The sequence below is a fragment of the Parachryseolinea silvisoli genome (assembly GCF_021190955.1).
Taxonomy (GTDB): domain Bacteria; phylum Bacteroidota; class Bacteroidia; order Cytophagales; family Cyclobacteriaceae; genus Ohtaekwangia; species Ohtaekwangia silvisoli.
Genome location: NZ_JAIOAO010000002.1, coordinates 852,377 through 876,227, shown reverse-complemented (window position 1 = coordinate 876,227; position 23,851 = coordinate 852,377). Strand labels below are relative to the sequence as shown.

Annotated in this window: 25 protein-coding genes; 14 read left to right on the top strand and 11 right to left on the bottom strand. The window is 51.4% G+C overall.

The genetic code is table 11. The features are described from left to right. The first annotated feature begins 6 nt into the window (after positions 1-6). Both K7P01_RS13560 and K7P01_RS13555 read left to right on the top strand, forming a co-directional pair. A complete protein-coding gene (locus tag K7P01_RS13560; protein WP_267293814.1) occupies positions 7-351 on the top strand; it encodes a hypothetical protein in 345 nt (114 codons plus the stop codon). A gap of 107 nt (positions 352-458) precedes the next feature. After that, complete coding sequence (locus tag K7P01_RS13555) at positions 459-1,190, top strand: DUF72 domain-containing protein (RefSeq protein WP_267293812.1); 732 nt, start codon at positions 459-461, stop codon at positions 1,188-1,190. On the opposite strand, the gene K7P01_RS13550 is transcribed toward K7P01_RS13555, so the two are convergent. The 3 genes from K7P01_RS13550 to K7P01_RS13540 all read right to left on the bottom strand — a co-directional run bounded on the left by K7P01_RS13550 (position 1,187) and on the right by K7P01_RS13540 (position 2,946). Beyond that, positions 1,187-1,579 carry a DUF3037 domain-containing protein gene (locus K7P01_RS13550; protein WP_267293810.1) on the bottom strand — a complete coding sequence of 131 codons (393 nt, stop codon included), beginning with the start codon at positions 1,577-1,579 and terminating at the stop codon, positions 1,187-1,189. The two genes, K7P01_RS13555 and K7P01_RS13550, sit on opposite strands and share 4 nt — an antisense overlap. Continuing rightward, positions 1,557-2,351 (bottom strand): HipA family kinase, encoded by a 795-nt coding sequence (locus tag K7P01_RS13545; protein WP_267293808.1) that lies wholly within the window; start codon positions 2,349-2,351, stop codon positions 1,557-1,559. The genes K7P01_RS13550 and K7P01_RS13545 overlap by 23 nt, the downstream gene beginning before the upstream one ends. Positions 2,352-2,520: 169 nt before the next feature. Continuing rightward, positions 2,521-2,946, bottom strand: a complete 426-nt coding sequence (locus K7P01_RS13540) for a hypothetical protein (protein ID WP_267293806.1) — start codon at positions 2,944-2,946, stop codon at positions 2,521-2,523. Positions 2,947-3,209: 263 nt separating this feature from the next. Between K7P01_RS13540 and K7P01_RS13535 the strand changes: the two genes are divergently transcribed. After that, a complete protein-coding gene (locus K7P01_RS13535) occupies positions 3,210-3,368 on the top strand; it encodes a hypothetical protein (protein WP_267293804.1) in 159 nt (52 codons plus the stop codon). 77 nt (positions 3,369-3,445) lie between these two features. Here the strand turns inward: K7P01_RS13535 and K7P01_RS13530 are convergent, their stop codons facing one another. Then, the gene (locus K7P01_RS13530) at positions 3,446-3,856 is read right to left on the bottom strand and encodes a DUF1801 domain-containing protein (RefSeq protein ID WP_267293802.1); all 411 of its coding nucleotides are present in this window, start codon (positions 3,854-3,856) and stop codon (positions 3,446-3,448) included. A 10-nt stretch (positions 3,857-3,866) separates the two neighbouring features. Continuing rightward, the gene (locus tag K7P01_RS13525; RefSeq protein WP_267293800.1) at positions 3,867-4,583 is read right to left on the bottom strand and encodes a thioredoxin domain-containing protein; all 717 of its coding nucleotides are present in this window, start codon (positions 4,581-4,583) and stop codon (positions 3,867-3,869) included. Positions 4,584-4,847: 264 nt separating this feature from the next. Between K7P01_RS13525 and K7P01_RS13520 the strand changes: the two genes are divergently transcribed. The 3 genes from K7P01_RS13520 (at position 4,848) to K7P01_RS13510 (ending at position 8,104) form a co-directional block, all read left to right on the top strand. Continuing rightward, positions 4,848-5,228, top strand: a complete 381-nt coding sequence (locus K7P01_RS13520; RefSeq protein WP_267293798.1) for a globin domain-containing protein — start codon at positions 4,848-4,850, stop codon at positions 5,226-5,228. A 193-nt stretch (positions 5,229-5,421) separates the two neighbouring features. Beyond that, positions 5,422-7,323, top strand: a complete 1,902-nt coding sequence (locus K7P01_RS13515; protein WP_267293796.1) for a response regulator — start codon at positions 5,422-5,424, stop codon at positions 7,321-7,323. 31 nt (positions 7,324-7,354) lie between these two features. Then, the gene (locus K7P01_RS13510) at positions 7,355-8,104 is read left to right on the top strand and encodes a hypothetical protein (protein ID WP_267293794.1); all 750 of its coding nucleotides are present in this window, start codon (positions 7,355-7,357) and stop codon (positions 8,102-8,104) included. Between the two features lie 18 nt (positions 8,105-8,122). Here the strand turns inward: K7P01_RS13510 and K7P01_RS13505 are convergent, their stop codons facing one another. Next, positions 8,123-11,047, bottom strand: a complete 2,925-nt coding sequence (locus K7P01_RS13505) for a DEAD/DEAH box helicase (protein WP_267293792.1) — start codon at positions 11,045-11,047, stop codon at positions 8,123-8,125. A 225-nt stretch (positions 11,048-11,272) separates the two neighbouring features. Between K7P01_RS13505 and K7P01_RS13500 the strand changes: the two genes are divergently transcribed. Then, positions 11,273-12,214 (top strand): NAD-dependent epimerase/dehydratase family protein, encoded by a 942-nt coding sequence (locus K7P01_RS13500; protein WP_267293790.1) that lies wholly within the window; start codon positions 11,273-11,275, stop codon positions 12,212-12,214. On the opposite strand, the gene K7P01_RS13495 is transcribed toward K7P01_RS13500, so the two are convergent. Beyond that, a complete protein-coding gene (locus tag K7P01_RS13495; protein WP_267293789.1) occupies positions 12,184-12,627 on the bottom strand; it encodes an SIP domain-containing protein in 444 nt (147 codons plus the stop codon). The genes K7P01_RS13500 and K7P01_RS13495 overlap by 31 nt on opposite strands. A 93-nt stretch (positions 12,628-12,720) precedes the next feature. Here K7P01_RS13495 and K7P01_RS13490 point away from each other — a divergent pair, with 93 nt between their 5' ends. The 5 genes from K7P01_RS13490 (at position 12,721) to K7P01_RS13470 (ending at position 16,102) form a co-directional block, all read left to right on the top strand. After that, entirely contained in the window at positions 12,721-13,722 is a 1,002-nt protein-coding gene (locus K7P01_RS13490) for a helix-turn-helix transcriptional regulator (RefSeq protein ID WP_267293787.1), read from the top strand. 52 nt (positions 13,723-13,774) lie between these two features. Then, on the top strand, positions 13,775-14,365 hold the full coding sequence (locus tag K7P01_RS13485) for a TetR/AcrR family transcriptional regulator (protein WP_267293785.1): 591 nt from the start codon (positions 13,775-13,777) through the stop codon (positions 14,363-14,365). Positions 14,366-14,497: 132 nt separating this feature from the next. After that, on the top strand, positions 14,498-15,031 hold the full coding sequence (locus K7P01_RS13480; protein ID WP_267293783.1) for a YceI family protein: 534 nt from the start codon (positions 14,498-14,500) through the stop codon (positions 15,029-15,031). Between the two features lie 36 nt (positions 15,032-15,067). Further along, entirely contained in the window at positions 15,068-15,487 is a 420-nt protein-coding gene (locus K7P01_RS13475) for a DoxX family protein (RefSeq protein ID WP_267293781.1), read from the top strand. 45 nt (positions 15,488-15,532) lie between these two features. Beyond that, a complete protein-coding gene (locus tag K7P01_RS13470) occupies positions 15,533-16,102 on the top strand; it encodes an NADPH-dependent FMN reductase (RefSeq protein ID WP_267293779.1) in 570 nt (189 codons plus the stop codon). Positions 16,103-16,151: 49 nt separating this feature from the next. Here K7P01_RS13470 and K7P01_RS13465 read toward each other — a convergent pair whose 3' ends face one another. Beyond that, positions 16,152-17,555 carry an RtcB family protein gene (locus tag K7P01_RS13465; RefSeq protein ID WP_267293777.1) on the bottom strand — a complete coding sequence of 468 codons (1,404 nt, stop codon included), beginning with the start codon at positions 17,553-17,555 and terminating at the stop codon, positions 16,152-16,154. Between the two features lie 169 nt (positions 17,556-17,724). On the opposite strand from K7P01_RS13465, the gene K7P01_RS13460 reads away from it, so the two are divergent. Both K7P01_RS13460 and K7P01_RS13455 read left to right on the top strand, forming a co-directional pair. After that, positions 17,725-19,464, top strand: a complete 1,740-nt coding sequence (locus K7P01_RS13460; protein ID WP_267293775.1) for a WCX domain-containing protein — start codon at positions 17,725-17,727, stop codon at positions 19,462-19,464. Beyond that, positions 19,449-20,333 carry a cyclase family protein gene (locus tag K7P01_RS13455; RefSeq protein ID WP_267293773.1) on the top strand — a complete coding sequence of 295 codons (885 nt, stop codon included), beginning with the start codon at positions 19,449-19,451 and terminating at the stop codon, positions 20,331-20,333. The genes K7P01_RS13460 and K7P01_RS13455 overlap by 16 nt, the downstream gene beginning before the upstream one ends. Positions 20,334-20,340: 7 nt before the next feature. Here the strand turns inward: K7P01_RS13455 and K7P01_RS13450 are convergent, their stop codons facing one another. Genes K7P01_RS13450 through K7P01_RS13440 form a run of 3 tightly spaced genes read right to left on the bottom strand, consistent with a single transcriptional unit; the run spans position 20,341 to position 23,847 of the window. Next, entirely contained in the window at positions 20,341-21,453 is a 1,113-nt protein-coding gene (locus K7P01_RS13450; RefSeq protein WP_267293771.1) for a mechanosensitive ion channel family protein, read from the bottom strand. A 45-nt stretch (positions 21,454-21,498) separates the two neighbouring features. Further along, positions 21,499-22,644 (bottom strand): MFS transporter, encoded by a 1,146-nt coding sequence (locus tag K7P01_RS13445; RefSeq protein WP_267293769.1) that lies wholly within the window; start codon positions 22,642-22,644, stop codon positions 21,499-21,501. A 51-nt stretch (positions 22,645-22,695) separates the two neighbouring features. Further along, positions 22,696-23,847 carry a VWA domain-containing protein gene (locus tag K7P01_RS13440; RefSeq protein WP_267293767.1) on the bottom strand — a complete coding sequence of 384 codons (1,152 nt, stop codon included), beginning with the start codon at positions 23,845-23,847 and terminating at the stop codon, positions 22,696-22,698. Positions 23,848-23,851 lie beyond the last annotated feature (4 nt).

Sequence of the window (23,851 nt, the reverse complement as noted above, 5' to 3'; positions counted from 1 at the left end):
TGCCCCATGATATTCTTTTTTAAAAACAAAGGCATTCTTGTTCCGGTATACCTGGTGGCCAGCATACTGGCCGTTGTTTGCATTACTGCACTCTTGAGTTCATACGCAGGTATAGAAGTGCCGGTGACTTACAATAGTGTTATTTATGGCCTAGCATTTATAGGGGCAGGTGTTTGGACCCACCTGACGCGTGATAGTTACCTCATTGTCAACGGCCGGCGGGAAGCCATGGGAGAAGACAATTCCTTTTTCTTCTTGTCTATGCAGCTCTGGGCCTACATCTATCTGGGAACAGGCCTACTGTTTGTTTTCTTTGGGTCGCTGATCGCTGCTGGTGTGTTGAAAGACTAATGCTCCTGTAACGGTGCTACGAAGAGCTTTAGCGTGTATTTTTATCAACACGGGTGTACCGGCAAGGTTTTGGAGCGAGCGATTGATGAGCAAACCGTATTTCACTAATGCGAAAAGGTAAGATCTATATCGGCACATCGGGCTGGAGCTATAAACACTGGGCGGGAACTTTCTATCCGGAGGATATTAAGGCAGACAAGCAGTTCGCATATTACCAGGACTATTTCGACACGGTAGAACTTAACAATTCTTTCTATCATCTGCCGGATCGCACCACTTTTCGGAAGTGGAAAGAGGCAACGCCGGAGAATTTTATCTTCTCTGTGAAAGGCAGCCGGTATATATCCCATATGAAAAAACTCTCGGATGCCCGTGAACCGTTGCGCGCTTTCCTACACAACGCCCGCGGACTTGGACGTAAACTTGGTCCCGTGCTATTTCAGCTTCCTCCGGGATGGAAACTAAACCTCGAGCGGCTACAAACGTTTTTGAAGCAACTCCCACCTACGTTGCGTGTAGCATTTGAATTCCGGAATATGTCATGGTATACCCCCGAAGTATATGAGGCCCTGCGGGCGCACGACTGTGCCTTTTGCATGTATGAATTAGCGGGCCATTTGTCGCCGCTGGAGGTGACAGCCGACTTTGTCTACATCCGGCTGCACGGTCCGGGCGCAAAATATCAGGGAAGCTATCGCCGCACGATGCTGAAAAAATGGGCCAAGCGACTTCTCGCCTGGCGTGACAAGGGTATTGACAGCTATATCTACTTCGATAACGACCAGGCGGGGTATGCTGCCTTCAATGCCCAAACATTACAAGAATTGATAAACGGCTAATGCTCCGGCAGTACCAGTTGGGCATATAACCGGTCCAGCATCTGGCATGCATCCGGCGATAGGCCGGGATGGACGCGCGAGCATTGCACTATCGTGCTGCGCGTGGCGGTGAGCCAACGGAAACGCTCCACCGGTGGAAGCTTGCCAATAGGACCGGCGCCGGGGCCCCCCTGGCAGATGCGCTCAAAGGAACGCACGTAGGCACGCAGCTCATCCATATCAAGCTTGGCGCATAACAGCTTCAGGCGAGTTTCATCCAGCGAAATGCGCACCTGTAAGAATTTTTCGGCGGAGCACCACAAGATCACGCCAACGTTGAGGAACTCCTCACGTTCCACGCGGGGTACCACGCGAATGACGGCGTACTCAAATAAGCGATTCTCTTGCATGCTGAGCTTCTGTTACAAAGAATGATGAATGGGCCAGCCGCGTTTCCAGGAATTGAGCATATGCCTGGCGCTGCTCTTCGGGCGTGTTAAAAACGGTATCGTCGGTCAGCCACTCGTCGGGTATACACTGCACGATCGCCAGGATGTATTCGGAAGTGAGCTTCTGCCGGAACTCGGCATCGACGGTTTCCAGAAGCGTTGCCTGCGGTAGCAATACGTGGTCTTTGACCCGCGTGAACGGGCGACGCGGTTCTTGCCAGTCGTTCCACGAATGGTGGAAGTATAGCGCGGCACCATGGTCGATCAGCCAGAGCTCTTTGTGCCACCAAAGCATGTTGGTGTTACGCGCGGTACGGTCGACGTTCATTAACAAGCAGTCCAGCCACACGATCTGTGAGGCTAGCCGTGCATCAACGGGAGTAGCCAGTGGATCAAACGTGATCGATCCCGACAGGTAATGAATCGCCAGGTTGAGACCGGTGCTGGCTTTTAGCAAGTCCTGTATTTCTTCATCGCCTTCAATACGGCCAAACGCAATGTCGAGGTTGGCAAAGACGATCTCAGGCACGCGGAATCCCAGCAGGCGGGCGATTTCACCACCGATGAGCTCGGCAATGAGGGCCTTGGTGCCCTGACCGGCGCCGCGAAATTTCAACACATATAGAAACTGATCATCCGCCTCGACCAGGCCTGGCATCGATCCGCCCTCGCGCAGCGGCGTGACATACCGGGAGACGTTGACCGTGCGGAGCGCAAGTTGGTTATCGTTCATCCGTAAACTTTATGCCGGGCACCGTACCCGGCAGCGCGTAAAAGTACAACATGCCTGCTGATACGGCAAAGCAGGCACTCGCTAAACCAGAAAGGCCGTCCTGCTGGACGGCCTTTCCCTATTTATATATATGAATAGTCGCCGGTTAGGGCGGTCGTTGAAGTCGGGGTTAGCGGTAAGACTGCGTGACCAACACGGCTTTGCCTTCTTCATTCAGGTTATACGTAATCGAGCGATTTTCGTTTTCGATGCTGATCACATAAAGATTGGTTTGACTGTCGCGGTACACACCGGCGTCGTTCCAACCCGCATATTGATCGTCTTTGCGCAGCACCTTGCGCAGTCTATTGGGGATCTCGCGTTCCGCGAGTCGCTTGGTGCTGTCGGGTTGTGCTGTGGTATACGTTTGCGCAGCAAGTTGTCGTATACGGTAGTCACCTTCCGCAGACGAAGACATGTATTGCAAGTCTACGGGCGTGGCGCTGGTCTGATACTGATATTGTTGGGTGGGCTGGTCGTTCGGGGTCAGGGTCTGTGCCTGAGTGGCTGCTGCTGCGAGCAACAGGCTAATGGAAAGTACAAGCTGTCTCTTCATATCATTCGCGGCGTTGGCTTAGTCCGTTGCCGTATTTACCCACCCTAGAACAATAATGCCATTTTCAAAAAACCGCGTAAACAGGGCAAAAATGAGGGTTAGCGGCCTGCCCGGTGATGAAAAATTCCACACCCTGTGTAAGCCCATACCGTATTTGCACAATTCCCGGCGCGTTACTTTCGGGGAGAAGATTTAATAAACCATTACAGCGTGCGGCCGTCGGGATGAATTTATAAAGCCTACTTTACCGTATAAATTCTACTATGAAAAAGGAAAAGCTTTTTACAAAGCTTAGTCGCAGAAGCTTCGTATGTGATGCCTACATTCTCCAACAACAATGCAAAGCCGACTGGCAGTTTGTATCGACACTGGCAACGAAGAATACAAAGACCGAGTCTGGTAAGGTCGCTACGGAGTCGTAACCAGAGCACCAGGGAGTCTGAAGGCTCGCCCCTGACGCCTTCTTAAAAAAGAGATCGGCGGCGCCGGTCTCTTTTTTTTATCTCGGATATTGTTTTTTGATGTTCTTCACCGACTGCTCGATGAGGGTTGTGAGCACCTTTGCGTCGATGTCCTGCAGGCGTTTGATATAGATACAACCTTTGCCTGCTTTGTGTTTACCCAGTTTTTCCATGACCGTGCTGGTGCCGGGCGTAACGTATAGCGTGATGTTTTGCTTGCGTGGCGAAAAGCCGGCCAGGCACATGTCGCCTTCGTGGCCGCTGTCATAGCGATAGTGGTATTGACCGAAGCCTATGATGCTTGGTCCCCACATGCGCGGTGCTTCGCCGGTCACCTTCGTCATCAGTTTTACAAGTGCAAAACAATCGTCGCGCACATCTTCCGCGGGCACGCCATCCAGAAACTCCTCTACCGACTTTTCAGTTTTCTTTGTCTTTAACTCGGCCATAGTAATTCACTTATAGATGCTGTACGGCGCCGGCTTCTAACGTTGCCTTATCCAGCAACCCCAGGTAAGACCATTTCTCCTCACCGCTTTTGAAGAGCTTTAGCAACGGAATTTGCGTTATTCCTAACTCGCCGGCGAGTTGTTTGCTCTCGTCGATGTTCAATCGGACGATTTTCAGACGGCCGGTGTGCTCTCGGCCAAACTCCTGCAGAATGGGCTCCAGCCTTTTGCAAGGGCCACACCACGGCGCATAGAAGTCGATGAGTACAGCGGTGTCCGATGCAATGATGGCGCGATACGCCTCCATCGATATAGCATCCGTGCGCAAGTTGGCTTGTCCGGCCTGCACCAGTGGCAAATCACTCCGCTGCCAGGCGGTAATGCCGCCCTTCAATTCGTATACTGATTTAAAGCCGTGGCTGCGCATATAGGTGGCTGCGTCGGCGCTGCGGGCGCCTACGAGGCAGTATACATAATACGTTTTGTTTTTATCCAGCTCTTCTACCGCTGCGGTAAAATTGCTGTTGTTGAAATCCAGATTCTGTGCCCGGGCAATAAAGCCCTCCGCATACTCGCGGGGCGTACGGACATCCAGCACCACAGCCCCCGCATCGTCGCGAATGGCCTCGTCAAAATCGGCGGGCGATAACGCCCGCTCACGCTGTCCGCTGCAAGCGCTTATCAGCATGCTGACAACGGCTACTAAAAACAATTTGTATCGGTTCATAAATTGCATGGCGAACGTGTCTGATTTTCGAACGCCAGGCAAGATACTAAAAACAACTACTGTTTCGCGGCAACGCGCACGGATATTTGCGAACTGCACATCTGTCAAAAGACATTGTACGGGCGGGGCTATGATATCCATCCTATAGACCTTCGAGCGGCAACTGATTAAAAATCGTAAACAATAATTTCAGCGACCTGTGCCGCCTCGGGTAGAGATGACAAATGTCTTGTTTTTCGATGTTTAATCTTCCAATATTGCCGCATGCAAACGACTTATTTCGAACTGCTGGGCGAGGAGAATATACGCATACTGGTAGACCGGTTCTACGACCTGGTATTTGAACACGAGCAGATCGCACATTTGTTTAAGAGCGATAAAGAAGAGATTAAAGAAAAGCAGCGGTTGTTCCTTACGCAGTTTTTGGGCGGCCCATCGCTATATAGTGAAAAGCACGGGCACCCACAGCTGCGAGCCCGCCACATGCCCCATGTCATTACCGAAGACGATGCCGTGGCCTGGCTCTCGTGTATGGCCAAGGCAATCGGCACATTGCCCATAGACGAGGCGTTGAAAGATTCCCTGTTCAAACGTTTTGTGCCTACCGCAATGTTTATGGTGAACACCGACGAGAATGCGCTCTGATTGTTAGGTGTAAAAAGAACGAATAAAATTTGTATTTTAGTTATCCAAGTAGGTTTCTACAGGTGTAGACCGATTATGCTATTCTATGCAGAATTCCATTTTTGGGAATTCTGATGCGTAAAGAGGGTGAAAAAACCTTATCTTGAGCATTGGCGATAAAATTGCCGCACCCTTACGTACTTACCCAGACTACATGGACACGGCGGACATTAATGAAGCGTATTTTTCGGGAAATATGCTTTTTGACGTCCTGCTGAAGACGACACCGGATCAGATTTACTTCAAAGATCGGAATAGCCGGTTTTTACGGTGTAGTCAAAAGCAGGCCACCTGGTTGGGTGCTACGAATGAAGAGGAGCTGTGGGGCAAGACAGATTTTGATTTCTTTTCGGCGGAGCATAGCCACCAGGCCTATTTTGATGAACAGCGGATCATTGCCACAGGTATTCCGCTTATTAATATTGAAGAGCGCGAAACCTTTGAGGACGGCTCGAGCCGGTGGATCACAAGCTCCAAGTGGCCCCTGCTAAACGAGCGGCAGGAAATCATGGGCACATTTGGCGTGTCTCGCGATATTACCGACAAAAAGAAAGCCGAGCACGCCTTGCGCGCCAAGCAAACGTTTATGGCAAATATGAGCCACGAGATACGCACACCCATGAATGCGATACTCGGGTTGAGCAAGTTGCTTATGAAGACCTCGCTCGACAACACCCAGCGCGACTACCTGCAAACCATTGTCTCTTCCGGGCAGAACCTGCTCGTCATTATCAACGATATACTCGACGTCTCGAAGATCGAATCCGGAAAACTGCGCTTTGAAAAGATCGGCATGAAGCTGAGGCAAGTGTTACCGATGACCATCGCGGGCTTTCAACAAAAGGCGGAAGAAAAAAATATAGCCCTCAAGTATAGTATCGACCCACGCGTCAGTCCGATACACCTATCCGACCCGGTGCGCATCGGGCAGATCTTAAACAACCTGGTGAGCAACGCTACCAAGTTTACCGATAAAGGTTATGTATCGGTTACGTGCTCGCTCCTGGAGAAAAATGAAGATATAGAAGTTGTACAGTTCACCGTGGCCGACACGGGCATCGGCATGAGCGATACCTCACGCATCTTTAACTCCTTCGAGCAAGAGAACAACACCGTTACTCGTAAATACGGCGGTACAGGTTTAGGGCTCGCCATTTGCAGTCAATTGATCAGCCAGTTTCATGGCACCATTGATGTGAAGAGCGTGCACGGTAAGGGTACCACTTTTATCGTAGTGCTACCACTACAAGTAGGCTCCGAAAGCGACATTATCCGGCACGACGACGATATCCCCACACACGAAGTATTGGACGGTCTGCGCATACTCGTGGTAGATGATGTCGAGATCAATACGTTTTTGGCCAAGATGTGCCTGGAGGGCTGGAAAGCTACGGTGGATGTCGCCCACAATGGGAAGGCGGCCATTCAGAAGATCAAAAATTATCCGTACGATATTGTATTAATGGATATGCAAATGCCGGAGATGGACGGGCTGACAGCCACACGCTATATCCGGAACGCGCTGCACAACAATCTGCCCATTATCGCGCTCACCGCCAACGCCCTCAAGGAGGAGGAGGACGCATGTTTAGAAGCCGGCATGAACGACTTCGTGGCCAAGCCCTTTGAAGAGATGGTGTTGCTGCGTAAGATATTACGGCTGTTACAACTGCGGTGCGATACGGTTGCCACATCGCCGGTAACAACGCCTGCGGCGGAGTGTGCGCGGTATAGCCTGGATCAACTGATCCGCCTGAGCGACGGGGATCAGGCAGTGTATCAGGAACTGTTGGGCAAATTCCTGAAAAGCATACCGCAGCATTTACAAGAAATTAAAGATTACGCCCTTGTAAACGATCTGGCGTCGCTCCGTCATAAGGCACACAGTCTAAAATCACCCGTTAGTTTTCTGCACATTCCCGACGCTGTAACAATTTTGCAAGAGCTGGAAAAAGGCAGCCTGGAAAACGATCCTCCAAAACATCAAAAAAGTATTGTTCAACTCGATGAGTTGCTGATGGGCATCGTAGAAGAGTTGAAGTCAAAGCTCCTGTAAAAAATCTCGCAAATTTATACCATATTGCGGTATGGTTGGACTCTATACACCGTTACTCATTTTTCAGGCCATTTGCCTGTATCACGCCTACCGTAGCCGTGCGGACCAGTATTGGTATTGGCTCATTGTTTTAGTTCCTGGCATTGGTTGTGCTTTTTACCTCGCGCACAATTTCTATAACCGGAATAACTTACAGACCCTCAAGCAAGGACTGAACGAAGCGGTAAACAGCAATTACCGCATCGAGCAACTGGAAAAACAAGTAAAATTTGTCGACAACGTTGCCAATAAAACCCTGCTGGCCGACGCCTATGTTTCTGTCGGGCGGTTGCCAGAGGCTATTGCGTTGTACAACGACTGTCTGAGCGGCGCCTTTATGGCAGACGACCCTACGCTACGCATGAAGTTGATGGAGGCTTACTTCTTTAACAAAGCGTTCGACGAGGTGCTGGCCGTCGGCCGCCTGGTGGAATCGGAAAAGGACTTCCGGAATTCGCAGGCGCGTATTGCCTATGCCTGGTCGCATCATTATGCCGGCCAGTCGGATACTGCTGCGGCAATATTTGAAGATCTCAACAAAACGTTCACCAACTACGACCACCGCCTGGCATACTGTCAATTTCTGCGCGAGACCGGGCAGCGTGAAAAGCTGCAAGAGCTCGTGCGGGAGCTTATGACGGAGCTCCTGCAAATGAGTCCGCAGGAAAGAAAGTATCACCGCTCGCTGGCCGGCAACATCCGCGTGTTTGCCAAAAATCAAAACCAGGCGCCGGCCAAATAATCCCGGCAATCCTAAGGCTTAGCCAAAGAGGAATTCAACATCGTCGCGCGACAGGTTCTTGACAAAGCCGGCGTCTTCGTGAATGAGCTCGTCGGCAAGCATCTTTTTGCGCTCCTGTAACTGAAGTATCTTTTCTTCTACCGTGTCTTTACAGATCATTTTATAGGCGAACACCTTGCGCGTCTGACCGATCCGGTGTGCCCGGTCGATAGCCTGCTGTTCGGCGGCCGGGTTCCACCATGGGTCGACCAGGTATACATAGTCGGCGACCGTCAGGTTCAATCCTGTGCCACCAGCCTTGAGCGAGATCAGGAACGCTTTTATACTTTCGTCTTCTGTAAAGCGCTCTACTTCCGCCTTGCGTTTCGGCAGGGACGTGCTACCGTCGAGACGGCAGTGGCTGATCTCCGCCTCGTCGAACGCCTCACTAATGACGTTCAGCATTTCTGTGAATTGTGAGAACACCAGCAGCTTGCGAATGCCCGCATTCTCCTGTACCTCGCGCACTAACTCTTCTACTTTTACAGACGCTTTCAGGTCGTCGCCTGCGTTCTTGATCAATGACGGGTGGTCGCAGATCTGTCGAAGGCGAAGCAGACCTTCTAACACATATATACCCGATTTCTCGAGTCCCTCTTCGTCTATCTTTTTCAACAGCAGGTTGCGGTAGTTATCGCGGTAAGCGTTGTAAAGTTTTCGCTGCTCCGCTTCCATGACGCACCACAACACAGAAATGGTTTTATCGGGCAGGTCTTTCGCCACCTGCTCTTTGGTACGACGTAGCGTAAAAGGATGAATAAGGCGTTTGAGGTGTTGCGTTTTCTCTTTGTTGCCTTGCTTGTCGATGGGGTTTGCAAACTCCCGGTTAAAGTATTCGCGTGAGCCCAACAGACCTGGGTTCAGGAAGTTGAACTGCGCGTACAGATCGGACGTATTGTTCTGAATCGGCGTACCACTGAGGATGACGCGATTCACGGCATTCAACTGCGCGACGGCACGCGTTACGCGTGCATCCGGGTTTTTGATGGCCTGGCTTTCGTCGAGGATGACATATTGAAAAAGGAAGTCGGTGAGGCGCTCCAGGTCATTGCGCACCACACCGTAGGTGGCGAGCACGACGTCGTATTCTTTGAAATGCTCTTCTTTAAAGTCGCGTTGTAGTCCGTAGTAGGTATAAAACTTCAGCGATGGGCAGAACTTGCGTATTTCATTCTCCCAGTTAAAGATCAGTGACGTGGGGCATACCACCAATTGTGTACAACCCACGTATTTCTCTTTTACAAATTGCAGGAAGGATATTGTCTGTAAGGTTTTTCCCAGACCCATATCGTCGGCCAAACATCCACCCCAGCCCAGTTCGTCCAGTGCTTGCAGCCAGTGGAATCCCGATTGCTGGTACGGACGCAGCGTGGCCTGGATCTGCGACGAGAGGGGCACCTTTTCAATCTCGTCATATGCCAGCAACTTACGTTTCCGGGCTTCAATGTCCTGTTGCACGGTGGCGCCATCGATCTTGTCGAGGATATCTTCCAGCAGCGTATAGTGCATTTTGCTGACGCGTAGCGTGCCATTGTCTTCGCTGCCTGTACGCAACAGCAAGCTGTATTGACTCACCCATTCGTCTGGTATATGACCCAGGGTGCCGTCTTCGAGCATGATCGTATCCTGCCGGTTGAGAATGGCTCGACGAATCTCTTTAAGCGTCACCTCCAGCTCGCCCCAGCGTATGGTAACTTTCAGGTCAAACCAATCGGTCCCCGTACTGGCATGGATAATGAATTGCGCGTGATTGGTATTATACCGAAACTTTTTCAGCTCGTGCAGGCCATGCACGGCGTACCCTTCCTGTTGCACCTTGCGCATCATGGTGATGAACCAGCCGTTCTTCATCACGTCGGCAAAAGGCAGATAATAATACTGGTTGTTGCGCTGGTTGGAAAATGCGCTGTGCAGTGAGCGCAGGTATTCGTATAGTTTCTTTTCGCGCGGGGTGTCGCGTTGAATGATCTTGACTTCGCCGTTGATCTCGGTTACGTGACTTTGTGCATCACTGTAATCTATCACCTCCTCGTTATACGCAAACTGTGGACGCAGCATGAGGTTGCTTTCATTCAGCTCGCTGAGCAACACGCTTGGCTGCGGCTCTGGCTGAACGATGTCGATATTGAGCTTGTCGCTGATGGTGACTTCGTATTTCTCCATCCACGGTACCAGGTAACGACGTGTGATGTCTCGCTTCTCTTCCTTAGGGAATACCAGCGGGCCACTCTTAAACTGGTCGATGATGGCCAGCGTTGCGGCGTCCGGCGGCAGGTAAAACGTGCCGTCCTTTTCTAGCAAACAGCCGCCCGCTATTTTTAGCTCGGACTCTTCGCCATCGAGAAAAAGTTTCAGGCGCAACACAATGTCGTTGCCTTTGCTGTCGGCAGCGATCATTATCTTCGCAGGAGCCTCCGCCAGCTGTACCGGCTTAACGTTGTTGTGGTTAAAGCGTCCGTATGACCGGAGCATATATAGTTGCGGCCACGCACGCAACGCGGGCCACAGTTTTTGCAGCAACTCTACGTAGTGCTTGCGCAGGTTGGCAAGCTCTTTAATAGACACGTGAGCCCACGTGCCGGAATGATTGCGAATAAACCGATTGCCCGTGCGCGTCATCCAGTCCAGTAATTGGTTGTCGGAAAACTGCAGCACATCTTTGTAAAACTCATCGCTCAGCGGTTGCAACAGCGCCAGTCCGCGTTCGGTGTTGATGGAAATACGGCGGTATTCGGGAATTCCGTTTTTGCGATAGATCAGCATCGGTTCCAGGTCGAAGCGCGTAGACTTGCCGGATACCAGGTTAAATAAAAAACCTATTTCATAATCGACTACCGTGCCTGCCGGTAGTCTGGGGCGCTCAGCACTTTTCTTTTCTTTCTTCTCGTCCGGAAAAAGCATCATAGGATGTTGCGCAAGGTGTTAAGATGCCGGCCGTTTCACCGCCAAAACGGTGGGGGTTCAGCCAGAGGGACCGCAAGTATAAGGCATTGGGCCGGAAGTGTAAAGCCAGCGGCGACGTGAACGTCGGAATGGTCGTTGCACAACCTTAACTCTCTGATCACAAGGGTTTTTAATTTTTTGCAATAATTTTCTTTGCCGGCACGTCCCTGATAGAAAGCCTCGAACATGCAAACGATTTTGGGCGCTAACGGCGCCATTGCAAACAACCTGGTGAAAGCCCTTCCCGCCTACACCGATAACATCAGACTGGTAAGCCGCCATCCGCAACGGGTGTCATCGGCGACCGAAGTCATCGCCGCCGACCTGTTAGACGCCGTGCAAACGGATCAGGCCGTGGCCGGTTCGGACATTGTTTATCTTACGGCAGGACTGCCTTACAACATCAAAGTCTGGCGCGAGCAATGGCCCGCATTAATGACCAATGTTATCGACGCCTGTAAACGTCACGGCGCCAAACTGGTGTTTTTTAGCAATGTATATCCCTATGGCAACGTACAAGGCTGGATGACCGAAGAGACTCCCTTCAATCCGGTCAGCAAGAAAGGTGAAGTGCGCGCGAAAATAGAAGAACACTTGCTGGAGGAAGTACGCAAGGGCAACGTTCAGGCCATGATCGTACGTGGTGCCGACTTTTATGGCCCGGCCACTCCGCTTAGTTTTTTAACCATGATGTTGTTTGAAAACTACGCTAAAAAGAAAAGCGCGCAGTGGCTGATGCGCGACGATGTACGCCACTCTTTTACCTATACCCCCGATGCCGGCAACGCCATGGCCCTGCTGGGAAATACGCCGCACGCATACAACCAGGTGTGGCACGCGCCGACAGACCGAAACGCGTTGACGGGAAAAGAATTCATTGCCTTAACAGCAAAGGCGTATGGTGTAAAGCCGGATTACCTCGTGCTGAAAAAATGGATGGTGCGCCTGGGTGGCCTGATGGACGGCAACATTCGCGAGGTTGTTGAAATGCTGTATCAGAACAATGCAGACTATTTGTTCGACAGCAGCAAATTTGAAAAAGCCTTTGGTGTAGCGCCCACGTCCTATGAAGAAGGCGTTGCTGAAACAGCACGTGCTTACAAGCCTTCCTTTCCTTCTGCCCAATAAGGTTGAACGATAATATTTTTGGCGTCGACGCCCATGTCCAAAAGGGCTTTGCGGAAAGCTTTAATGGAATGCGTATTGCCCGCCAGGTAAAAGGCTGCGGTATGCCACACGTGCCACACACGTTCGTGTAGCGTTTCAACATAGTGAATGGCGTGGGCGGCAGGTATATTCGATCGTGGTACGACATCGAGCATCAAACCAGCTTGCTCGGGCAACTCCGTGCATGCCTCGCGCAATTCCAATACACCAAAATACTCCTGACTGTTCGCGTGAATCTTGCGCGTGAGGCTGCTGAACAACCGCAGCGAAGTTTCATCACCAAAGAAAAAATGATACTTGCTGTCTGCGCGATATAGAGACCTGCTGAGCAGGTCATTCATCGTATCTCCCAACCACTTCGAAACTCCCGGCATAAAGAATAATGATTAGCTTTGGCAAAGATTCGTCTTTAGAGGCTGGCGCTTCTTACCCCAGACGGATTTTTACTGACCTTAAAGGGATTATTTATGCGGATGCGATTGACCGATACCAGTAATTGGGAGCCCGTGTTTGAGCGGACCTTTGCCGACAACTTTCACACCGCAGACGGCATTGAAGATCATTCCCTCGATTTTGATCATGCCGGACTTGGGAGCGCATCCATACGTGAAATCTGGTTTGAAGGCGTGCACCTCAATTTCGGAAAGTCGCGTGTGAAGGGCAATACGTCCCTACACTTTGAAAGCGACACACCGGTGATCGAAATGCACTTCGGCCTGGGTGGGACCGCGCATTCAGCAAGGGTCAACAATATCCACGATTTTGTTTTTCAGCCGCAGCAGCATAACCTTTTTTATATGCCGGGGTTTGAAGGCTACCTGAAAACGGGTAGAGAAGACGTCCTCCACGAAGTATTCGAGGTACATTTTACCGAAGCGTACTTCAAACGCCTGGCCCATGCGCCCTTTACCCTGCTGGAGAAATTTATGGAGCAGATGGACCGAGGGCACATCGTGACGATGAGTCGCCAGAACCACCTGATCACACCGGCCATGACGCGCGTGATTCACGAGATCATGACGTGCGAACGCACCGGTGTCTTTAAACGGCTATACCTGGAAGCAAAAGTGCTGGAGCTGCTATTGTTGCAGATCGAACAATTCACGCAGGAGGATGTCGTCCGCGACATGCCATGCCTCAAGCCGTGTGACATCGACAAGCTGCACCACGCCCGGTACCTGCTCGAACAACATCGCGACACGCCACATACTTTACAGGCATTGGCCCGCGCGGTAGGACTGAACGATTTCAAATTGAAGAAGGGCTTTAAAGAAACATTCGGTAATACCGTGTTCGGCTACCTGCACGACCTGCGAATGGAAGAAGCACGCCGGCTGCTGCTGAATAATGCCGGAAAACCCATCCACGAAATTGCCAGCTACTGCGGCTATGAGCACGCCCAGCATTTTACCCGATCGTTCAAAAAGAAGTATGGCGTAACGCCCGGCAGCCTCCGGAACAATAAATAAGCTGAAACGAACAATCACGACGCTAACACCGTTAGTATTATTAAATAGCATTATGGGCATTATTGAGCGCCGTCAACGACAAAAAGAAGAAGTGCGTGGCTTGATTCTGGAGGCCGCCTGGAAAATTGCCCGCGAAGAAGGCTGGCAGGCGCTTTCCATTCGCAGAATTGCCGATGCCATTGAATATAGCATACCCGTTATTTACGCGCATTTTGCCAACAAAGAGGCCATTTTAGCAGAATTCACCTGTCAGGGTTTTACGATGTTGGCTGACCGCCTGAATGACACCAAAACAACCCAACCGGAGCCGCGCCAACAATTGGAAGCCATGGCCCAGACTTACTGGGACTTCGCGTTCGAGCAGAAAGAATACTATCAGCTTATGTTTGGTTTGGGCATTCCTGCGTGCGAAGCCGTTCGAAATTCGCCAGAATTACAACAATTGACGGCTATTATGATTGACAGTATTGGCAAGGCCGTGGCCAGCGGTCCTTACCCCAATGCCGATGCATTCTTGAAATTCCACACCTATTGGTCCATTTTACACGGTTTAGTGTCCATTCAGATGATTAAGCGTGACGCTGATCCATTAGGTCAGCTTATCTTAAAAGATGCTGTTGCCGGCTTTATCAAATCTTTGTAAATATTCCATCAATAACATGAACTAACACTGTTATATTTTGTTTTAATGTTATAGAAACGCTAGAAAGCTGCTAATCAAGAAGATCAAAAAGCACTAAGCGTCAGATAATCAAAACATTAAACATTTTCTAACATGTCAGCAACTACCTGGTCTATTGACCCCATGCACTCTGAAGTGCAATTCAAGGTAAAACACCTTGTCATCTCTACCGTAAGCGGATCGTTCACCAAATTCCAGGGATCCGCCACCACGCAGGGCGATGATTTTGAAAACGCCGCCATTGAATTCTCACTGGATACGGACAGCATTTCGACCCACCAGGCACAGCGCGATGAGCACCTGCGCTCACCGGAATTTTTCGATACCGCCACCTATCCCACGATCAGCTTCCGGTCGACCGGCTTCAAAAAAGTAAGCGACGACCAATATGCGCTGACCGGCGACCTGACGATGAAAGGCATCACCAAACCCATCACGCTGGATGCTGAATATGGTGGCACCGCGAAAGATCCCTGGGGCAACATTCGTCACGGCTTTGAAGTGAAGGGTGTTGTAAACCGCAAGGAATTCGGATTGACCTATAGCGCGCTGACAGAAACCGGCGGCCTCGCACTGGGTGAAGACATTAAATTCGTCGCGAACATTCAAGTCGCTAAGCCGGCTTAACATCTTACCCACGCTCCTGCTAAATCCTATCCATTTATGAAAGCAGTATTTAAGACAACTATCAACGCATCCTACCTGGATGCTGCATTACTCATAGCACGCATTGGCTTGGCGCTTCTGATGTTTACGCATGGTATTCCTAAGCTCGGGCAATTTTTTTCAGACGGACCTATTCAGTATGTCGATCCTATCGGCCTTGGAGTTACCCTCTCGTTGGCATTGACAGTCTTCGCCGAAGTGCTCTGCTCAACGCTCCTGCTGATTGGTTTTGCTACACGCCTGGCGGCAATCCCGCTGATCGTGGTGATGTTGGTGGCATTTTTTATCGTGCACGCTGCCGACCCGATCAATGTAAAAGAATTGTCGATGGTCTATCTTCTGTTCTATGTCGTACTGGCTGTGACCGGTAGCGGCAGATATTCAGTCGACTATCTTATCTCCAGAAAGCAGGCATAGTCGGCCCTCTTTACCTTCTTTCTTCAATCGTCTTCTCTAATTTTTATGTACAGTTTAAAGATCATTAATTCTACGGTGCGTCCCGGTCGTAAAGGGCCAATCATCACTTCCTGGATCGCTGACCTGGCACGTGCGCATGGCCACTTCCAGGTGGAAGTGCTGGACCTGGCCGACATCAACCTGCCGTTGATGAACGAGCCCGCCCATCCGGTGCTGCGCCAATATCAACATGACCATACCAAACAGTGGAGCGCCCTGATCGATCCCGCTGACGCTTTCATCTTCGTGACGGCGGAGTATAATTACAACTACCCCGCCGCACTGCGCAATGCGTTGGAGTACCTGTCACACGAGTGGGCCTATAAACCGGCTGGCTTGGTGAGTTATGGTGGTCTGTCGGGTGGTACCCGGGCGATCAACGGGCTGAAGGCAGACCTGCCGGCACTCCGCATGGTGCCGTTGATGGAACTGGTCAGCATTCCCTTCTTCACCCAATATATCACCGAAGACTCAACATTTGTCCCACCAGAATCTACCACCAAGTCGGCCGAAGTACTCCTCCGGGAGTTAACCCGGTGGACGAAAGGCATGAAGCTGATTCGCGAAAACAAATAATGAAAAGAAAAAGGCAGGTGGTATACCTGCCTTTTCTATTGTTATTTTCTTAATCCACCTCCTGGAACCGCTCGTCGCCGCACATCCGTACGATACGAGGCATAAACGTTCCCAGTGTATCCACCAGGTCTTTCTGGTACTCCATAACCTGGTGTATATTCTTATACGCCATCGGTGCTTCATCCAGGCCGGCGCCGATTAGCTCCACGCCTTCGTGTTGCAACATTGCCTTTACTGCTCCCGGTGATATGCTCGCCTTAGCCTTCGTTCGCGACATCAAACGGCCGGCGCCGTGTGATGCCGAACTGATCGATGCCGCCAGACCTTTACCCCGGACGATAAAGCCCGGCGACGCCATGGAGCCCGGTATAATTCCGAGTACGCCTTTACCGGCGGGCGTTGCCCCTTTACGGTGTACGATGATCTCACGGCCGTGCGCGTCTTTCTCCTTCCACGCAAAGTTATGGTGGTTCTCGATCATCGCGAGCGGCGTCTCACCCAACGCCACCGCCAGGCGGCTGTGGATCTGGTGATGGCACGCCGAGGCGTAGTCGCCCGCCAGGTTCATTGCCAACCAGTATTCCTGCCCAGCTTCGGTATCGAGGTCAAGCCAGGCTAAGTGTTTGGCTTCCGTCGGTAGCTTGCAAAGATTCATGGCGACATCCGTATAGTGTCGGGCGATGTTAGCACCCAAACCACGCGAACCGGAATGCGACAATACCGCTAAATATTGACCGACCGGTACATTCAGTTCATTGATAGCATTTGTGATCTCGACCACTCCAAACTCCACGAAGTGGTTGCCCCCACCGGAAGAACCGATCTGTTGCCACGCACGGTCTTTCAACCCGCGTAGAATATTCAAGTCTTGAAACTCTTTTCGTTCAAAGACGGCGTCGTCCTGTGGCTTCTTAAACGTTGCTATACCGAACCGTGTATTATCCACCAGCATCTTTTTAAAGGATTCGGTCTTTTGCTGTAGCATAGTCGCCGGCAGCGTATACAGCGTCATGCACATACGGCACCCGATATCAACGCCTACGCCGTACGGAATAACCGCGTTGCGTGTCGCCAGCACGCCGCCGATGGGCAGGCCATAGCCCTGGTGCGCATCGGGCATTAACGCCCCACCTACGGTTACCGGCAACCTCATAGCAGTTTGCATCTGGCCAATGGCTCCCTGCTCAATACCTTCTGCACCGTAGACGGTATACGCCTTCTGCGGCTCCAGCGCGATGACGGGATCCACCGGTTGCAACAGCTGGTTTGCCACGGCTCCGAAATGCGTATCGTGCTGATAGGCTGCAGGGTCGGTTATTACTTGTTTTAAAAGTGAAAGCTGATCTGCTGCCGGCAGGGTGCTGAAGTTCTTTTCCATCACTTGCAGGGCGAGGCCCAATGCTTTTCCCTCCTCGAACCCTACACTTTTCAGATCGTTTCCTGTTAAGCTCATCGTTGTGCTTGTTTATGTATGACAAATATCGCGATCTCCCGGCAAAGGTGCTGTTGTAAACCTTCCCCCCTGAAAACCCGTTTGATGATGCAAAGCTGAAGGACCTCTGCGCAGCCTTTTTGCGTAGTGAAAAATTTGCCTTTCTTTAATTAAAAAATTCGAGGTCACTATGCCTGTCAATCGCAATGCCCTGATCCGTTTTCGCACGATCGACACCTGCCTGCGCAACCGGTACCGCCGCTGGACACTGGACGACCTGCTGGACGCCTGCTCCGAAGCACTATATGAGTACGAAGGGATCGACAAAGGCATCAGCCGCCGTACTATACAAATGGACATCCAGTTGATGCGCAGCGACAAGCTGGGCTACAACGCCCCCATTGTGGTCCTGGAAAAGAAATATTATACCTACGAAGACCCTGAGTATTCGATCACCAATAGTCCGGTAACCGACCAGGACCTGGGTCGTCTGACTGAGGCGGTAGAGATTCTGCGCCAATTTAAAGGCTTTAGCCACTTTCAAGACCTGGGCGGCATGGTCCAGCGACTGGAAAATAAGATCCGCTCTGCTAAAACCAACCAAGCCCCGGTCATCGACTTCGAAAAGAATGACAATCTGAAAGGGCTTGAACACATCGACACGCTGTATCAAGCCATTGTTAACAAGCGTGCCGTCGACCTAACCTATCAGTCATTTAAGGCACGCGAGGCATCGGTCTTTCATTTCCACGCGTATTACCTTAAGGAGTATCGCAACCGCTGGTTTGTACTCGGTGTGCGGAAGCGGGGTGAACCGTTGTTGAATCTGGCGTTGGACCGGATCGTCGAGATTCAGGATTGTAAACTAACGTATATTGGCCCCGGCAACTTTAACCTGCACGACCATTTCCAGCATGTGATCGGGGTGAGCGTTAGTCCCGGCCTTGCGACGGAGCGGGTCTTGCTCAAGTTCGACCGGCAAACACTGCCCTATGTACAAACCAAACCACTGCACCACTCGCAGGAGATTCTCGAGTCCTCCACCGGCGAGCCCCTGGTATCTTTGCAGGTACAAATTAATTTTGAATTGGAACGGGAGCTTCTGGGATATGGCGACCGAGTCCAGGTATTAGAGCCGGCACGTCTGAAACGACGCATCCGCGATATCCTCAACAATGCACTCGACTCCTATCTCTACGAGTTTAATTCCAAATCGCTCCAGAACAATCTGCAAAGGTTTATCCACCGCGGATCAACTACGCTGCATCATATATACCGGCGGAAAGAAGTCGACAAGATCCGGAATACTATTTACCTGTATCTGAAGGCCACCGGCGAGGGCGCCGACACATACGCCATCCGGCATGTGTTGAAAGAGATTCCCACACTCAAACAAATGCTCTTTACACCGAATTTGTTGGAGGTAGTAAAGAAAATAAATCCGAACTTGTTCCTGACCAAAGCTATATTCTTTGACAAGTCGCCCGACGCGAACTGGTACGTCACCTGGCATCAGGATATTATCATTAACGTCACCGAGAAGATCGCGACGGAAGGCTTTACTGGCTGGACCCGCAAGAACGATGTACACGGCGTTACCCCACCGGAAGACATCTTAAAAGATACGGTCACGCTGCGTATTCACCTCGACGACACGGATGAGACAAACGGCGCGCTACAAATATTGCCTGGCTCCCATCATAAGAAGTTATCGGATGATGAGATCAGGTTCCTGACACAAAACACCGTGCCCCAATGCTGCGATGTACCGGCGGGTGGTGTGCACGTCATGCGGCCATTGCTGCTGCATGCGTCATCAAAAGCCACACAAGGCAAACACCGGCGTGTGATACACCTCGAATTTAACAGTACGACATTGCCCAACGGTTTAACGTGGGCGGAGAAATATGACTTATGGAAAAACGCGTAGCATTCGACTTTGAGATTTTCTTTACCAATGGCGGCGGGATAAAAGGAGAAGGATTCCGCCTGGACATTGTCGGCGACGACATCAGCGATCAGGCTCTGGCCGACTACATCGTAGCGGACATGCGGCTGCTTATGGTCGGCGAGACGAAGATTCTCAACAAGCAGATCCTGACCGAGTCACACAAACGCAAAGCCGTGGATGCTACGCGCGGGCCTTTACTCATCGACCTGAGCCATACCATCGAGAACGGCCTGGTAACATACAAAGGCCTCCCCGCCCCGATCATTTGCGACTATCTCAGCCGCGCGGAATCGCGGACGCGTTACGCGCCGGGCACAGAATTTCAAATCGGGAAAATTGAAATGGTCACGAACACGGGTACATATCTGGATTGCCCCTTTCACCGCTTTGAGCATGGTAAAGATTTATCGGAGATCACGCTGGAAAGCTTTACCGACCTGGAAGGCATTGTCATTTCCGTGCCCTATACCGACACACTCGCCGTTACACTCGACCACGTACGCAACTACGAGATCCGTCGCCGGGCGGTATTAATCCATACCGGCTGGGCTGAGCATTGGAATACCTCAACGTATTATGAGCACCACCCCTACGTAACGGCTGAAGCCGCTGCGTACCTGCGTGACTGCAACGTAGCGTTGGTAGGTATTGATTCACACAACATCGACAATACCACGGGCAACGATCGACCCGTGCACACGACGTTGCTGGAAGCCGACATTCTCATTGTCGAGCACCTCTGCAACCTGCACCTGCTGCCGCACGAAGGCTTTACCTTTAGCGCTGTGCCACCCAAGTTTAAAGGTGTGGGTACTTTTCCTGTGCGGGCAATGGCCAAGGTGCGCTAAGATCCTGTTATACCAGGCTCTTCAGGTCTGCTTGCTTCACGCTGCTTTCATCGACACGTCGCTTCGGCAATGCATCGGGATAGTGCTGCGTAATGAAGGCAATGATGCGCTCGCGCACAATACAGCGCAGATCGAACGTATCGCCCGCGTTGGCGGCGCTCACCAAAATGCGTAGCTGCATCGTTGTTTCTGTCGTGTCTGTTACTTGAACCACGCTCGTGCGGCCGTCCCATAATGTTTTTGCGTCTTCCTGCGCCAGAATCTTTACCAGTTCCTGGCGCACGGCGTCTACGGGCAGGGTATAATCTACCGACAGAAACACGGTGCCCAGCAGATCGGATGATGTACGTGTCCAGTTCTGAAAGGGTTTTTCCAGGAAATATGATATCGGTACAATCAGGCGACGCGAGTCCCAAATGCGCAACACCACGTACGTGAGTGTGATCTCCTCCACGCGTCCCCACTCTCCCTCGACGATTACCACATCGTCCAACCGGATCGGTTGTGTAAACGCTATTTGTAAACCTGCTAATAAGTTGGCAATGGACTTCTGCGCGGCAAAACCGATGATCACGCTGGCGATACCCGCTGAGGCAATCAAGCTGGTGCCCAGCTCGCGTACACGCGTAAAGCTCATGAGCATGACCGCCAGGGCGATGAGCCCGATAAACAACGTGCCTATCTTTTGAATAAAATCAATTTGCGTGCGGATCTTGCGTTCATTCAGGTTGTTGGCCGCCTGTATATCGAAACGCTCGTATAACGCATCACGCACAAACTCCGTGATCTTGATCAGCAGTCCCGCTAACGCGGCGATCAGCAACAGATACGTGATTTTATTCAGGTAATAGTTGCTGATGTTATGAAAATACATGAACCGTTGTGCCACGATCAGGCCGATGACGGTGATCAACAATCGAAACGGAACGCTGAGACGTTTATGGATGAGTGCGTACGACGATCCCGATATGCGCTTTACTAACACCGACACCAGCTTAAATAGCAGGTAGCTCGCGAGGAAAACACCGACTACCGTGCCTAATAAAATGAGCACGTTGTAGACATCGTGTTTAAAATGAGAAAAGAGCGCGGTAAAATCCAGCATGATGATAGAACTCATTATTGCAAGATTGTGTAGCGTAAAAAAGAATGCCGGGGTAGTGGATTATGTGTCGAGTGCTCGCTGATGGCGGAAAAACCGTTGCGAAATCGGTATCAGCATCAGGCCAGAAAGTCCAAAGGCCACAAACGATACACGTAGGCTAAATGCGTGAGCGATGTAGCCAATGAGTGGCGGGCCGAGAAATACACCCGCGATGCCATAGGTGGTGATGATGGAAATCGCCATGCCCGGGGAATATTTGCGCGAGCCTGAGGCCAGGGTATAGGTCATCGGAATGACGGCCGCAGTGCCCAGGCCTACAAAACAAAAACCGAGTAACGATGGCCAGAACATGGGGAACAATACCGCCAATGCAATGCCTGTCACGACCAGCGAGGCACTCATGATATAGGTACGGGTCATGCCGATCAGCTCGACGATACGGTCCGACGCAAACCGCGACAGCGCCATGCAGATCATAAAGCTGAGGTACCCCAATGTAAAGATCTCTTCGTGCACGACTTCTTTGAAGTATATACCGCTCCAGTCAAACATACCTCCTTCGCAGACAGAAGCAAAGAAGACCAGGAGGCCCAGGTACATAATATAGGGATCGGGTTTGCTCAACACAATGCGGTTGCCGGAGGTGGAGCGGTCGTTCCGGATGAGGAAACGATACGCATATGCCGTCACGAGCAATGCCAGTACAGCTATGCACGACAGGTGGATATTCATAGGCACATCCCATGCAATAAGCGCGGTGGAAATACTTACCCCCACGATACCGCCTGTGCTCCACAAACCGTGAAACGAGCCATTGATCTTGCGTTGAAAGAGCTGCTGCAAGGCGAGCGCCTGGGTGTTAGCCGAGATGTTGAGCATGCGCAGGCTAAAGGCAAAGAGACAGATCGATGCCACCAGGGCCAGGCTGGTAGAAGCCCAGCCGATGCAGGCGAGCGCAACCGATAGCATGATGAATCCGGCGACTAAGGGAATACGGCTGTCATAGCGCGACACAAGCCAGCCGGAGATCGGCAGACCGATGAGTGAGCTGATCGGCATAAAGATCAGTATGGTACCCAGCTCGGCTTCGTTGTATTGAAAGGTCGTCTTGATCGTCGGAATACGCGACGCCCAGGTCGAAAAACAAATGCCCGATAGAAAAAAGAAAACGCTTAGAAAAACCCGATTCTTATCCTTTGCCTCCATGCTCATCACTCCGGCACAAATATCCGGCCTTGGGGCATAATATCCAATCGCTTAGTGTTTTGTTACCAACTCTTCCTTCGCGGCCCACATACCAATGTCCTGTTTGCTCAGCGCCGCCGCCATCAGGTCGGGAAATTTATCGGGTGTACAGGCAAACACCGGTATGCCCAGCGTCGCCATATAGGCGGCGTTACCATGATCATACGACGGTGCTCCTTCGTCGTTCAGCGCCAGCAGTACTACTACCTGTACACCGGCCTCCACCAATGTGCGGGCACGTTTGCGCATTTCGGCGGCATCACCGCCCTCGTACAAGTCCGTGATCAGTACCAGTACCGTATCGGCAGGCCGTTGAATAATCTGCTGGCAGTATGTCAGGGCGCGGTTGATGTCGGTGCCGCCGCCCAGCTGTACACCAAACAACAGCTCGACCGGGTCTTGCAGCTCGTCTGTAAGATCCACCACGTTGGTATCAAATACCACCATGCGCGTCTGAATCGCCGGTATAGATGCCATCACGGCACCGAATATACCGGAGTAGATCACCGAAGTGCCCATCGAGCCACTTTGATCGAGACACAATACGACATCTTTCAACGAACGTCGCCGCTTGCCATACCCAATGCGTTCTTCGGGTATAATAGTTTTATACCTGGGCTGATAGTGTTTCAGATTTTTGAGTATGGTGCTATGCCAGTTGATCTCGTTATGCCGGGGCCGCCGGTTGCGCGCCGCACGATTCAGACTGCCGGCGATCGCTTGCTGCGTGGGCTGCTGTAGTTTTTTCAGCAGCGCCTCCACCACCTGACGTACAACCTGCCGGGCCGTGTCTTTGGTCTTCGCGGGTATGACGTGGCTCAGCGTCATCAGCGTCGCGACCAGGTGTACATCGGGCTCGACATTTTCCAGCATCTCTTTTTCCAACAACATCGACGTGAGGTTAAGCCGCTTGAAGGCATCTTGCTGCATGACACGCACCACCGTGTTAGGGAAATAGGTACGGATATCACCCAGCCAGCGGCTGATGTTGGGTGAAGAGGGTCCCAGGCTACCCTGTCTTTCAGCATCATATAGTGCTTCCAGGGTCTGGTCGATCTGCAGGTTTATACCGGTCAATGTTACGCCGGTGCCATCGTTCTCATTTCCGCCGAGTACCATGCGCCACCGTTCCAGGTGTGCTGTCGTTTTTTCGTTTTCTTCCATCGGA